This window comes from Kribbella sp. CA-253562 (assembly GCF_050942265.1).
Taxonomy (GTDB): Bacteria; Actinomycetota; Actinomycetes; order Propionibacteriales; family Kribbellaceae; genus Kribbella.
The window spans coordinates 7,288,288-7,301,166 of sequence record NZ_CP192049.1; the positions used below are offsets into that span (position 1 = coordinate 7,288,288).

13 protein-coding genes are annotated in these 12,879 nt (G+C 70.3%); 4 read left to right on the top strand and 9 right to left on the bottom strand.

Going from position 1 to position 12,879, the window contains the following annotated elements; translation table 11 throughout:
* Positions 1 to 210: 210 nt before the first annotated feature.
* On the bottom strand, positions 211 to 705 hold the full coding sequence (locus ACQPXM_RS34530) for a DUF2231 domain-containing protein (RefSeq protein ID WP_432941883.1): 495 nt from the start codon (positions 703 to 705) through the stop codon (positions 211 to 213).
* A gap of 141 nt (positions 706 to 846) precedes the next feature.
* On the opposite strand from ACQPXM_RS34530, the gene ACQPXM_RS34535 reads away from it, so the two are divergent.
* Positions 847 to 1,578, top strand: a complete 732-nt coding sequence (locus tag ACQPXM_RS34535; protein WP_432941886.1) for a hypothetical protein — start codon at positions 847 to 849, stop codon at positions 1,576 to 1,578.
* An 8-nt stretch (positions 1,579 to 1,586) separates the two neighbouring features.
* On the opposite strand, the gene ACQPXM_RS34540 is transcribed toward ACQPXM_RS34535, so the two are convergent.
* Entirely contained in the window at positions 1,587 to 2,879 is a 1,293-nt protein-coding gene (locus ACQPXM_RS34540) for a hypothetical protein (protein WP_432941889.1), read from the bottom strand.
* 97 nt (positions 2,880 to 2,976) lie between these two features.
* Here ACQPXM_RS34540 and ACQPXM_RS34545 point away from each other — a divergent pair, with 97 nt between their 5' ends.
* Positions 2,977 to 4,395 carry a dihydrolipoyl dehydrogenase family protein gene (locus ACQPXM_RS34545; RefSeq protein WP_432941892.1) on the top strand — a complete coding sequence of 473 codons (1,419 nt, stop codon included), beginning with the start codon at positions 2,977 to 2,979 and terminating at the stop codon, positions 4,393 to 4,395.
* On the opposite strand, the gene ACQPXM_RS34550 is transcribed toward ACQPXM_RS34545, so the two are convergent.
* The 4 genes from ACQPXM_RS34550 to ACQPXM_RS34565 all read right to left on the bottom strand — a co-directional run bounded on the left by ACQPXM_RS34550 (position 4,392) and on the right by ACQPXM_RS34565 (position 7,298).
* Positions 4,392 to 5,015, bottom strand: coding sequence for a CGNR zinc finger domain-containing protein (locus ACQPXM_RS34550; protein WP_432941895.1), 624 nt, complete (start codon positions 5,013 to 5,015; stop codon positions 4,392 to 4,394). The two genes, ACQPXM_RS34545 and ACQPXM_RS34550, sit on opposite strands and share 4 nt — an antisense overlap.
* A 4-nt stretch (positions 5,016 to 5,019) precedes the next feature.
* Positions 5,020 to 5,997, bottom strand: coding sequence for an SPFH domain-containing protein (locus ACQPXM_RS34555; protein WP_432941898.1), 978 nt, complete (start codon positions 5,995 to 5,997; stop codon positions 5,020 to 5,022).
* Positions 5,997 to 6,263 (bottom strand): hypothetical protein, encoded by a 267-nt coding sequence (locus tag ACQPXM_RS34560; protein ID WP_432941901.1) that lies wholly within the window; start codon positions 6,261 to 6,263, stop codon positions 5,997 to 5,999. Before ACQPXM_RS34560 ends, ACQPXM_RS34555 begins: the two co-directional genes overlap by 1 nt.
* Positions 6,264 to 6,590: 327 nt before the next feature.
* Positions 6,591 to 7,298: a TetR/AcrR family transcriptional regulator gene (locus tag ACQPXM_RS34565; RefSeq protein WP_432941904.1), complete on the bottom strand. Its 708-nt coding sequence runs from the start codon at positions 7,296 to 7,298 to the stop codon at positions 6,591 to 6,593.
* 112 nt (positions 7,299 to 7,410) lie between these two features.
* Here ACQPXM_RS34565 and ACQPXM_RS34570 point away from each other — a divergent pair, with 112 nt between their 5' ends.
* Positions 7,411 to 9,582, top strand: coding sequence for an MMPL family transporter (locus tag ACQPXM_RS34570; RefSeq protein WP_432941907.1), 2,172 nt, complete (start codon positions 7,411 to 7,413; stop codon positions 9,580 to 9,582).
* Position 9,583: 1 nt separating this feature from the next.
* On the opposite strand, the gene pdxH is transcribed toward ACQPXM_RS34570, so the two are convergent.
* Together pdxH and ACQPXM_RS34580 are read right to left on the bottom strand one after the other, a co-directional pair.
* A complete protein-coding gene (gene pdxH, locus ACQPXM_RS34575; RefSeq protein ID WP_432951142.1) occupies positions 9,584 to 10,207 on the bottom strand; it encodes a pyridoxamine 5'-phosphate oxidase in 624 nt (207 codons plus the stop codon).
* Between the two features lie 25 nt (positions 10,208 to 10,232).
* The gene (locus ACQPXM_RS34580; RefSeq protein ID WP_432941910.1) at positions 10,233 to 10,880 is read right to left on the bottom strand and encodes a hypothetical protein; all 648 of its coding nucleotides are present in this window, start codon (positions 10,878 to 10,880) and stop codon (positions 10,233 to 10,235) included.
* 102 nt (positions 10,881 to 10,982) lie between these two features.
* Between ACQPXM_RS34580 and ACQPXM_RS34585 the strand changes: the two genes are divergently transcribed.
* Positions 10,983 to 12,095: a citrate synthase 2 gene (locus ACQPXM_RS34585; protein WP_077015070.1), complete on the top strand. Its 1,113-nt coding sequence runs from the start codon at positions 10,983 to 10,985 to the stop codon at positions 12,093 to 12,095.
* A 10-nt stretch (positions 12,096 to 12,105) separates the two neighbouring features.
* On the opposite strand, the gene ACQPXM_RS34590 is transcribed toward ACQPXM_RS34585, so the two are convergent.
* Positions 12,106 to 12,816, bottom strand: a complete 711-nt coding sequence (locus ACQPXM_RS34590) for a helix-turn-helix domain-containing protein (protein WP_432941913.1) — start codon at positions 12,814 to 12,816, stop codon at positions 12,106 to 12,108.
* Between the last annotated feature and the right edge of the window lie 63 nt (positions 12,817 to 12,879).

The window sequence follows — 12,879 nt, forward strand, 5'->3', positions numbered from 1 at the left end:
CCCCCCGGCCACCGCTCGCGCAGGCACCCCACCTGCTCACGCGCCGTAGCCTGCAGTCAGCATAGTTCAAACGGACGTTTGAATGAGAGTGGTCAGGGCAGTAAATCTGCTCAAGACGCGGGAAAACCCTTGATCGTGCAGCCCAGCGGCACGATCAAGGGTCTTCCGGGCTCTCGCCGACGCGTGGAGAACTGGTTGCAGGGACGGTTCTCAGGTCGTCGGCCGCACCTCGCGCTGCGACAGCGAGCTGGGAGCGTCGGGATGCGCGCCCTCGTCGACGCCGATCCCGAGGCGTTCGACCAGCTCACCGCCGAGCCAGCCGGTCCCACCGGCCAGCAGCAGCCCCACGAACCCGAGTACGAGCGCCGCGACCGACGGATCCCACTGATCGGCGCCGTCGCGCAGCAACCAGCTGACGGCGAAGAGCAGCAACACCACGACGTTGCCGATGCCGTGCAGCGCGCCGACGCTCTTGGCCCGGGTGCCCGACGGGATCGCGAGCCAGTCGACCAGCCCGGGCAGCGCGGCCACCAGTCCGCCGATGACACCGGCGGCGATCATGTAGGCCGAGGCCAGCGCGAAGCCGGCGCGGTCGGTGATCAGGTAGAGGATGTCGAAGATCACGGCGGTACTCAGCAGTCCCAACGGAAGGACGATCAGAATCGGATGGATCGCGTGACCCATCGCCCGCGCCCGGCTCTTCATCGCGTCTCCTTCGGTCCGTGCCAGTGATGCATGCCTCCGGTACCCACCGTGACGGCGTCACAACACCGCACGGGAGCGACGTCGCCGGCTGGTGAGGACCGCGCGGATCGCTCGACGCGCCGCCGGTTAGGGTCGGTGGGCATGACGACGCACGAGGTGCTCCGGATCGAGCGACGCTTCCGGGGCCCGGACCGCTCCGCGAACGGCGGCTACACGGCCGGCCTGGTGGGGACCAGCCTGACCGGGACCGGCGACAGCGTTCCCCAGGTCACCCTGCGGATGCCGCCGCCGCTCGAGACCGACCTCGGCTTGAGCGCCTCCGCGCACAGTGCCTTTCTCCGGACCTCCGACGACACGGTCGTCGCGGAGGCCGAGCCCGTGCCGGCCGGTGTGCTGGACGAGGCCGCGATCGACCCGGTCCAGTACGACGAGGCGCGCGCGGCCGAAGCGTCGTACCGGGGACTGACGAACCACCCGTTCCCCGGCTGCTACGCGTGCGGACCGGACAACGAACACGGCCTGCGGCTGCGGCCCGGCCTGCTCGGCGACGGCCGGACCGCGTGCACCTGGACGCCCGCGCCCACGCTGGCCGACTCGGACGGTCTGGTCCCAGCCGTCCAGCTCTGGGCGGCGCTCGACTGTCCGGGTGGATGGAGCATCGACCTGGAGGGCCGCCCGTCGGTGCTCGGTCAGATGACGACCTGCGTCGACGCGCGGCCGCAGATCGGCGAGCCCTGCGTGATCATGGGCCGTCATCTCGGCGAGTCCGGCCGCAAGACGTTCACCGCCACCACGCTGTACGACTCCGACGGCCGGATCCTGGCCCGCGCCCGGCACACCTGGATCGCGGTCGACCCGGCGCTGTTCAACTAGCGCTCAGGTCAACTAGCGGTCAGCACGAACGTCGGGGACACCTGCCAGGCCAGCGGCAGGCCGCCGTACGTGGAGGACGGGACCAGGAACCGGTAGGCGGACGAACCGCGCCGCGTCGCGGCGAACGTGTGGTCGCCCCAGCCGCTCTTCAGGTCCACCCACTTCTGGTCCCGCCAAGCCGTGCCGTCCCAGCGCTGCAGAGTGGTCCGGACGTTCACCGCCGGCGAGACGGAGATCCTGGCTCGCGCCGGCTGCCCGAGTTTCACCGTCGGGTCGGCGAACGAGGCGAGAACCCGCGGGCGGGTCAGCGCGGTCGACGGCGTACCGATCGCTCCGAGCGAGAAGTTGTTGCCGGCGTACCGATCCGGCACCGCGACGCGGTACTGCCTGGTCCCCCGTGCCACCGGCGCGAACCGGTACGACCCGCTGTCGTAGGTCTGGGCCGTGCCCACGGCGTACCAGGGTGAGGTCGCGTCGGCCCGGGCCTGCAGCACGACCGTCCGGGGGATGTCACCGATCGGCGTGGTCCAGCAGGTGCCTTCTGCGCAGCGCCGGCCGATCCGGTCGAACCGGCCGGTGATCACGGTCGGCTGCCCGTACGTCGTGGCCGCCGGCACCGTGACCGGGCCGGGCCTGCCGCCGTAGAACTCCGTCCACAGCACCGCCGGCGAGCGGGGCCACTCGTTGGAATCCCGAACGGCGACGGTGAACGGGGGTGCGTCCTGCATCGGGAAGGTCACCGTGGGCGTCGGCCCGGGCGAGCCGACCGGACTCCAGACGGAGGTGGGCAGCGGGCGCACGAACACCTGGTAGTGGTGGGGAACGTTCGCCAGGTCGAGCGGATCGCCCGGGTTCTCGTCCACCGGATCCGGTGCCGAGTGCCAGCGCAGGGTGTAGCTGCCGTTCACGGCGACGACCTGGTCGACCACCGGGACTCCCCGCGTCAGGGTGTCGAAAGGAACCGAGTGAACCGTCGGCGCGGTGTTCACCCCGGCGTCCGTGATGCCGAACACGCCGATCCGGACCACCGGGGAGTTGAAGAACTCCGCCACCGGGAAGTCCACCTGGTTCGGCGCGGCCGTCGGGAGCTCCCTGCCGTTGCCGTTGTCCCACGGGTACTCCGCGAATACCCGGTTGCCCGTCGGTTCGCTCTCCTGCCAGGTCACCCGGACGTGCGTGTGCGCGGCACTGGACCACGCGACCTGGACGTTGCTCAGCACGATGCCGGCCGCTCGGGCGGGACTCACCAAGCCGAGCGTCAGGACCAGTCCGGCCACTACGGCCGCTGCGACTCTTCTCACGGAACCCACCCCTTCGGCATTACCGGTTACGAACCAGATGCAGCCGAGCGGGCGGAAGTTGCCGATCGCCGGAACGCACGGGTGATATGCAGGTGGCATGGAGACGACCGACTACGACCTGATCGTGCTGGGCGCCGGAGCTGTCGGCGAGAACGTGGCCGACCGGGCGGTGCAGGGTGGACTGACCGTCGCGCTCGTCGAGAGCGAGCTCGTCGGCGGAGAGTGCTCGTACTGGGCCTGCATGCCTTCGAAGGCGCTGCTTCGACCGGGACAGGCGCTGCGCGCGGCCCAGCACGTCGCGGGCGCGGCGCAGGCGGTGACCGGCAAGCTCGACGTCCAAGCGGTGCTGGACCGGCGGAACTCGTTCGCCAGCAACTGGGACGACTCGGGCCAGGTGAAGTGGGTCGAGGGCGCCGGCATCACGCTGGTCCGCGGTCACGCCCGGTTCAGCGGGCCGAAGGAAGTCACGGTGACCGGACCGGACGGCGGTACGACGGTGCTCACGGCCCGGCACGCGGTCACGGTGGCGACCGGCTCCGACCCCGTCGTCCCGGACATCGAGGGTCTGGCCGAGGCGAACCCGTGGGCCAGCCGCGAGGTCACCAGCGCCAAGTCGGTGCCCGATCGGCTGGTCATCATCGGCGGTGGAACGGTCGCGGTCGAGATGGCGACGGCGTACGCCGGGTTCGGCTCCGAGGTCACGGTCGTCGTGCGCGGCAAGGTGCTGTCCCAGCTGGAGCCGTTCGCGGGCGAGCTGGTCGTGGAGTCGTTGCGGGAGCTCGGCGCGACCGTGCTGCTGAACACGACCACCACCAAGGTCCGGCGCAACGGTGGCACGGTGTCGGTGGAGACCTCCGACGGGCAGACGATCGAGGCCGACGAGATCGTCGTCGCGACCGGACGCAAGCCGCGCACCGACGACCTCGGCCTGGACACGATCGGGCTGAAGCCCGGCGACTGGCTGCCGACCGACGACACGATGCGGGTCGAGGGCTTCGACTGGCTGTACGCCGTCGGCGACGTGACCAACCGGGCGCTGCTCACCCACCAGGGCAAGTACCAGGCGCGCGCCGCCGGTGACGTGATCGCGGCACGGGCGACCGGCAAGCCGGTGTCGGACAAGCCGTGGGGCACGCACGTCGCGACCGCGGACCACGAGGCGGTGCCGCAGGTGACGTTCACCGATCCCGAGGTCGCGTCGGTCGGACTGACCGAGAAGGCAGCGCGCGAGGCCGGCTACAGCACGCGGACGGTCGACTACGACATCGGCAACGTGGCCGGGGCGAGCGTGCGCCAGGACGGGTACAAGGGCAAGGCGCGGATGATCGTCGACGAAGACCGCAAGGTAATCCTCGGCGTCACGTTCGTCGGGCCGGAGGTCAGCGACCTGCTGCAGGCGGCGACCGTCGCGGTGGTCGGCGAGATCCCGCTGGACCGGCTCTGGCACGCCGTACCGGCGTACCCGACGGTGAACGAGATCTGGCTGCGGCTGCTGGAGACCTACGGGCGTCCCTAGCGCGTACGAGCGGCGTGGGCGCGGACCTTGGCGCGGTTGCCGCAGGTCGCCATCGAGCACCAACGGCGGCGGCCGCGCGGGTCGAGGAAGAGCCAGCCGCACGCGTCGCCCGGGCAGCGGCGGACGTGAGCGCGGGACTCACCCGTGAGCAGGTCGGCGGCGAGCAGCGCCAGGTGGTCCAGCGGGAGGTCGAGGTCCTCCGGCAGGTCCCAGCTGGCGCTGAGCCCGTGCAAGGTCGGCATCGGCACCAACCGCCGGTGCGCGGTGGCCCGGGCGATCACCCGCTCCACCGCGGCGAACGACGACGTCGCGGTGGAATCGGTCAGTACGTCGTACAGGTCGGCGCGGAACTCCAGCGCGGCCTCGAACCGCCGGGCCGCGTCGGTCGGGCGGCCGGCGGCCAGTTCGATCAGCCGGAAGACCCCGGCGTCGGAGAGCAGGCCGACGTAGCCCGTCCAGATCACCAGCGTCTCGAAGCTGGTCAGCCACTCGCTGCGGGCCGGTCCGCGATCGGTCCACTCCGACCGGGTGTTGAGAAAGTCCAGGACGGGATCCGCGCCGACCGGTTTCGGCAGCACGACGCCCTGGACGAGCTCGAGGTGGGACGGCAGCGCGGACATCGGGTCAGCGCGAGGGCTGGGCGTTCGGCGGCTGGGCGTTCGGCGGCTGGGTCTGGGTCGGCACCGGGATGCTGACGTTGCCGTTCTGCGGGATCACCATGAACTGGATCTTGCCCGACTCGATCGCGGTTTTCAGCAGGTAGCCGTTCGACCCGAGCATCGCGACCTGCTGCCGGACCGACTGCAGCTCGACGTTGACCTGCTGGTTCTTCTGCTCCTGGGCCTGCTTGGCCAGCTCGGCGCGCTGCTTGGCCTCCAGCCCGTCGATGATGCCCTTGTCCAGCGGGTTCGGCTTCTGGATCGTGAACGACAGCTCGCCGCAGGCGTTGTTACCGGTGTACGACGGGCCGCAGAAGTAGTCGCCGCCGACCGCGGCCGGCAGCAGCCGGGTGAACTCCTTGGCCGCGGCGGTCTGGAAGGCCGACTTCTTCGCCTCGTTGTTGTAAAGCTCGGCCCAGTTGTAGTTCGTGCCGACCGCGGCCAGCGCGCGGTCGATCTGGGGCCGGAAGTACGACTGCAGCATGTCGTTCCAGCCGCTGTCCTCGTAGGCCTCGGTCTTCAGCCCGATCCGCTCGTGGAACGACTGCAGCACGGCCTGCTCGCGGTTCAGCGTGAAGTAGACCTGGACCCGCACACCGAGCCGGACGTTGTCCTTGCTGACGACGGTGACCTCGTCGGCGTTGTCGGTGTCGGCCCCCGCGCCGCCGATGATGTAGGAGCGCTGGTCGATCGGGTAGCTGTAGACCGTGTCGCCGGGACCGATCAGCTTGTTCGTCGCGCCCGGCGGGATGACCGACTTGAACTTCTTGTCCTCGACCACGCCGCCGCCGTAGTGCAGACCGATCTTGTTGGCGTCGGTGTCGGCGAAGTTGAACAGGTTGGCCAGCACGATGATCAGCAGCACGACGAGCACGCCCCCGCCGATCAGCTTGCCCGCGACGCCGCCCTTCTTCGCGACGGTGGTGGTCCCCAGCTTGGCCATCAGGTGTCGAGCTCCTTGCGTTCGGTCAGCCGCCGGATGTCGGCGAGTGTCAGGTCTGCGGTGACCGCGACGTCCCGCGGCACCGACGGATGCGAGCTGAGCGTACGCAGGCCCTGCTCGGCAGCCGCGACCGCCTTCTCGAGCGCCCGGACCTCCTGCACCAGCGCCTTGGTCTCGCCGGTCAGCTCGATCACGGACCGCTCCGCGAGGGTGGCCCGGCGGTACGACGACCAGGCGAACCAGGCGGTTCCGATCAGCAGGATCAAGACGGGTAATCCGAGCCTCAGCACCATGTCTCCCATGGGATCACGGACGGCGTTCATCTGTCGGCGAAAACTGGTTGAACGCCCCGCCGTCGCGACGTAGGTTCTGAGTACACGCGAAGGGAGGTGGTCCAACGCATGAATTGCTATCGGACTCGTGAGGTGGCGGCGGGCTGACCGCCAACCACTAGTTAGTGGGCATGTGGTCGGCCAATCCAACGCCGCCACCGGGCCCGCAGGCAGCCAGGAAAGTCCGCCTGGCCCGCAGTCCGGCCACCCGGTCGGGTCTTCGGAAGTGTCTGCGGGTCTCTTTTTTTGCCTCGGCCCGGATCAGGCCGGTGGGCAGTCGAGGCCGAGCGCCTCGCCGATCTCCCGCAGCTGCGCCTCGAAGTACGCGCCGGCGTCGTCCAGCGCCCAGTGCAGCTGCCCGAAGACCTCCATGCAGATCAGGCCGTAGAGCCGGGTCCAGTAGGTCAGCGCCAGGTAGACCGCACCGGGCGGCATCTCGCCGAAGATCTCCGGCTTGCGTCCCAGCTGCCGTACCAGCTCGGAGCCGAGCAGTTCCTCGGATGGACCGGGAAACGGCCGCTGGCGGTAGACCTGCACGACCAACTGCTCGAACACGGCCCCGAACCGCATCGCCGCCTGGTGGCTGGGCGTCAGGTCGTGGTCGTCGGCCAGCGGGTTCGGTACCGGTGCGCCGAAGAGCAACCCGAACTCGGCCGGGTGGGCCAGTGCCCAGTCCCGCAGGCCGCCGGCGACCAGGAACAGCTGCTCGCCGAGGTCCTCGCTGGTGTCGCGCAGCGCGACCAGGTACGCCGTCAGTTCGTCGTACAGCTCGGCGACGAGTGCGGCCATCAGGTCCTCGTGGCTCGCGAAGTACCGGTAGAGCGCCGGGGCGCTGAGGCCGAGCTCGCGGGCGACCGCGCGCAGGCCGACCGCGCTCGCGCCGCCCTCGACCAGCAGTTTGCGGGCGGCCGCCTTGATCTCGGCGGCGGTCTCGGCGCGCCGCCGCTCCCGCCTGGTGCTCGTTTCCACACTCACCTTCCTTGACAACAAGGTCACCCGGTCCTTTATGGTGAACACCGTTAACTGTTAACGGTGTTCACTCCAGCGACCACTGTTCAGATTACGCCCTCGGGAGGGGTTCGTGTTCGAGACGCTCGGCCGGTTCACGTATCGGCGCCGCCGCCTGGTCCTCGCCGTCACCGGTGTGTTCGTGCTGGCCGCCCTGGTCTGGGGCACGGGGGTCTTCGGATCGCTGGCCAACGGCGGGTTCGAGGCCCCCAACACCGAGGCGGCCCGGGCGGTGCGCACGATCGAGCAGAGCGTAGGCCGGACCGGGTCCGACGTGATCGTGCTGTACCGGAGCGACGACCGGACGGTCGCCGACCCGGCGTACCGGCGCGGCGTGGAGAACCACCTGAACGGCCTGCCGCGCGAGGACGTCGTCGCCAGTGCGACGTACTGGACGACCCGCTCCCCCGCCTTCGTGGCCGACGACCAGCGCACGACGTACGCCGTACTGACGCTGGCCGGGGCCGATCCCGAGCAGCGGCTCGCGTCGTACCACCGGATCGCGGACGCGGTCCGCGCGGCGCCGGCCGGGCTGGACGTGCAGGTCGGCGGCGAGATCGCGGTCTTCGACGAGGTGAACACGCAAACCGAGCACGACATCGTGCAGGCCGAGACGATCTCGCTGCCGATCGTGCTGGTGCTGCTGGTGGTCGTCTTCGGTGGACTGGTCGCCGCGAGCCTGCCGTTGTTCGTCGGCGGGCTGGCGATTCTCGGCGCCTTCGTGGTGCTGCGCGGGCTGAGCCTGGTCACCGACGTGTCGGTCTTCTCGATCAACATCGTGACGATGATCGGCTTCGGGCTGGCGATCGACTACGCGTTGTTCGTGGTCACCCGGTTCCGCGAGCAGCTGGCGGCCGGCGACGACGTCGAGGCGGCGCTGGTCCGGACGATGAGCACGGCGGGCCGCACGGTCGCGTTCTCCGGGATCACCGTGGGGGTGGCGATCTCGAGCCTGGTCCTGTTCCCGGTGATGTTCCTGCGCTCGATGGCGTACGGCGGCGCGGCGGCCGTGGCGGTGGCGATGGTTGCCGCGCTCACCGCACTGCCCGCGCTGCTCGGGGTGCTCGGACATCGGGTCGACAAGCTGCGGCTGCCGGGCTTTCGCCGTCACACGGGCTCCGGCGCCGGGCACGGCGCTTGGTACCGGCTGGCGCAGAACGTGATGCGACGGCCGATCCGGTACGTCGTGGTGCTGGTGCCGCTGATGCTGTTGCTCGGGATTCCTTTCCTGCAGGCGCAGTTGGGCGGTGTGGATCACCGAGCGTTGCCGGACGGCGCTGCCAGCCGCGAGGTGACCGAGACGTTGCAGCGCGACTTCGCGGGCGCGGGTGGGTCCGACGTACTGGTGGCTGTGCGGTTCGCTTCTCCGCCTGCTGATGCGGCTGGGGCGTTGACCGGTTACGTCGGTCAACTGCAGCAGGTGAAGGACGTGGAGTCTGTTCGCGTCGGTGGGTACGCGGACGGGGTCGCGTCGGTGATCGTGCACACGCACTACACCGCGCAGGAGCTGCCGGCGCGCGACGTCGTGGAGGGAGTCCGCGCGGTTGCCGCACCGCCGGGGACGTCGGTCGAGGTCGGCGGTGAGACGGCCGCGCTGCTCGATCTGCTGCACGTCCTGGCGGAGCGGGCGCCGTGGATGGCGGGGTTCATCGTGCTGGTCACGTTCGTCCTGCTGTTCGTTGCCTTCGGCTCCCTGGTGCTGCCGGCCAAGGCGCTGCTGATGAACGTGCTGTCGCTGTCGGCGTCGTTCGGCGCGATGGTCTGGATCTTCCAGGACGGCAATCTGTCGGGGCTGCTCGACTTCACCCCCGCGGGCTTCCTGGACGCCACCAACCCGGTGCTGCTGTTCGCCGTACTGTTCGGGCTGTCGATGGACTACGAGGTCTTCCTGCTGAGCCGGATCCGCGAGGAGTACGACCGCACCGGCGACAACACGCAAGCGGTCGCGCTCGGCCTGCAACGCACCGGCGGCATCATCACCAGCGCCGCGCTGCTGCTGATCATCGTGGTCGCCGCCTTCGCCACCTCGGGCATCGTGTTCGTCAAGATGATCGGCGTCGGCCTGGTGATCGCGATCTTCCTCGACGCCACCGTCGTCCGGGCCCTGCTCGTCCCGGCCACCATGCGCCTGCTCGGCCGGGCCAACTGGTGGGCCCCCGCGCCACTGACCCGCTGGTGGCAGCGCCACGGCTTCCGCGAGGAGCCGGCCGAGCGGGAGAAGCAACTGGTGGAGTCAGCCAGCTGAGTCAGGGCTGGAGCCGGACCAGCTCCCAGCCGTGCTCGTTGCGCCGATAGGCCAGCCGGTCGTGCAGGCGGCCGACGCGGCCCTGCCAGAACTCGAAGGCGGTCGGCTCGATCCGGTAGCCGCCCCAGAAGTACGGCGTGGCGATCTCGGTGCCCTCCGGCCACTGCCGCTCGTACGACGCGTACTGGAGGTCCAGCTCCTCGCGCGACTCGATCGGCTGCGACTGCTGGGAGGCCCAGGCGCCGAGCTGCGAGCCGCGGGGGCGGCTGGCGAAGTACGCGTCGACCTCCTCGGCCGGAAGCTTGGTCGCAGTGCCCTCGACGCGGACCTGGCGTTCCATCGCGTGCCAGGGAAAGACCAGCGCGCAGGCCGGGTTGGCCGCGAGATCGTCGGCCTTGCGGGACTGCTGGTTGGTGTAGAAGACGAAACCTCGCTCGTCCAGCCCCTTCAGCAGCACGGTCCGGGCCGAGGGACGGCCGTCGGCGCCGACGGTGGCGATCACCATCGCGTTCGGCTCGGTCAGCCCGGCTTCGGTCGCCTGCGCGAGCCAGAGCCCGAACTGCTTGATCGGGTCGGCGTCCACCTGCGACTCGAGCAGCTCACCGAGGCCGTAGGTTTGCCGCATCTCTGCTAGGTCCACACAGCTGAGACTAGTGCGGGCGGTCCTGCGGTCCGGGACGGCCCGGCGGCGGTTGCTGTCCAGGCCAGGTCTGGCCCGGCTGCTGCGGGTACTGCCCCGGCGGCGGGTATTGGCCCGGCGGCGGGTATTGGCCCGGCTGCGGGTAGTGGCCCGGCATCTGGGGGTGCCGGCCCGGCTGCTGCGGGTACAGACCCGGCTGCGCCTGGCTGTCCAGGTAGTACGGCGGCATCGACCGCCGCGACTCGGCAACCATTCGCCGTCCGCCCGCCACCAGCAGCAGCACCCCGACGACCACCAGGGCGCCGTCCATCAGCAGGATGAGCCCGCGGGTGTTCTGTCCCGGCAGCTCGAACAACCTGACGGCGTCGATCGTCGTCCTGATCGGCAGCACCTGCACTGCCACGCCGACGACCGTCATCAGCAGCCCCACGCCGGTCATCACGCCCGAACCGATGGCGCTGATCGACATCGCCAACCCCAGCACCAGCCCGATGGCGATCAGCGCCACCACGTAGGGCAGCGTCGCGGACTGATCGGGGTCGAACCGCTGGAGCCGCCGGGTGTAGAGCTGCGTCCCGGCGTACGCGGTGAGTGCGATCGCCACCCAGCCCAGCACGACACCGACGACAACACCGGCCAATGCCTTCGGGTTTCCCATTTCCCGAGCGTAGAGGCCGAACGTGTCACAGGTCTGTCCGCTGGGCGAGGCGGCGAACTATGCTGCCGGAGCGCCTATCGAGGACAAGGGAGTCACAGGCTGATGTCAGATCCGAAAACCGAAGTTCAGCACGGTCTCGAGGGAGTCGTCGCGTTCGACACTCAGATCGCCGAGCCGGACAAGGAGGGGTCGGCACTGCGCTACCGCGGCGTCGACATCGAGGATCTGGTCGGCCGGGTGCCGTTCGAGAACGTCTGGGGCCTGCTGGTCGACGGCGCGTTCACGCCGGGGCTGCCGCCGGCCGAGCCGTTCCCCCTGCCCGTGCACACCGGCGACGTCCGGGTCGACGTCCAGTCCGCGCTGGCGATGCTCGCCCCGGCCTGGGGCCTGCGGCCGCTGTACGACATCGACGACGTCCAGACCCGCGACGACCTGTCCCGCGCCGCGGTGATGGCACTGTCGTACGTCGCCCAGGCCGCTCGCGGCATCGGTCAGCCGATGGTCCCGCAGCGCGAGGTGGACAAGGCGACGACGATCACCGAGCGGTTCATGATCCGCTGGCGCGGCGAGCCCGATCCCAAGCACGTCAAGGCCGTCGACGCGTACTGGACCTCCGCCGCCGAGCACGGCATGAACGCCTCGACGTTCACCGCCCGCGTGATCGCGTCCACTGGTGCGGACGTGGCCGCGGCGCTGTCCGGTGCGGTCGGCGCGATGTCCGGCCCGCTGCACGGCGGTGCGCCGGCGCGGGTGCTGACGATGATCGAGGGTGTCGAGAAGAGCGGCGACGCGCGGTCGTACGTGAAAGGGCTGCTGGACGCCGGCGAGCGGCTGATGGGCTTCGGCCACCGCGTCTACCGGGCCGAGGACCCGCGCGCCCGCGTGCTGCGCCGGACCGCCCGTGAGCTGGACGCGCCGCGCTACGAGGTCGCCGAGGCGCTCGAGCAGGCCGCGCTCACCGAGCTGCGCGAACGCCGCCCGGACCGGGTGCTCGAGACCAACGTGGAGTTCTGGGCCGCGATCGTGCTCGACTTCGCCGAGGTGCCGCCGCACATGTTCACGTCGATGTTCACCTGCGCCCGGACGGCGGGCTGGAGCGCCCACGTGCTGGAGCAGAAGCGCACCGGCCGGCTGATCCGTCCGTCCGCCGTCTACTCCGGCCCGGCCACCCGCCCGGCCACCTCGATCGAGGGCTGGAACGACGCCTGGGCGTGAGGCCTGCTCGTCACCGCACCGGCCGGTCGTCGCTCGGCGACCGGCCGGTGCGTTGTTTGTACTGCCGACTGAAGTACGGCACGTCGGTGTAGCCGAGGGCGGCAGCCGTCTGGGTCACGGTCATGCCGGACTCGGTGAGCAGCTGATGGGCCCGGTCGATCCGCGCCTGGATCACGTACTGCGCCGGCGTACTGCCGTGCCGCGCCACGAATCGGCGCGTGAACTGCGCCCGGGACAGCGCCGCGTCGCGGGCCAGCCCACCGACCGACCAGTCCCGGCCGGGGTCCTGCCGAATCGCCTGTGCCACTTCGTCGATCACCTGGTCCCCCGCCGTCCGGCCCTTGTCGTGGGCGGCCTCCCAGACCGTGGCGAGTAGTTGCTCCAGGCAAAGTTCTGCTTTCCTGGAGCCCAGTGCGTCCTGCCGTCGGTACGCCGCGTCCGACGCCTTCGCGAGCGCTCCCAGCAGCACCCGGTCCTGCACCTTGCCCCACCGCGTCGCGGGGACGACGTCCGCCGTACGCCAGGCCCTGCGGACCGGCTCGAAGTGCATGCCGAAGACCAGCAGCCGCCGCTTGGGGTCGTGGCCCGCGGTCGGCGCGTCCCCGGGCGCGAAGACCGCGCACGTTCCTGGCGTCAGCTCCTTGACCTGACCGTTGAGTTCCAGCCGGCCGATCCCGTCCAGGACGCACCACAGCAAGTGGTCCGCCAGCGGTCGCGACACCCACGTCCAGCTCGGCTCGCACCGCCAGAACGTGGGCGGCGACAACAGGTGCACTCTGCCGGT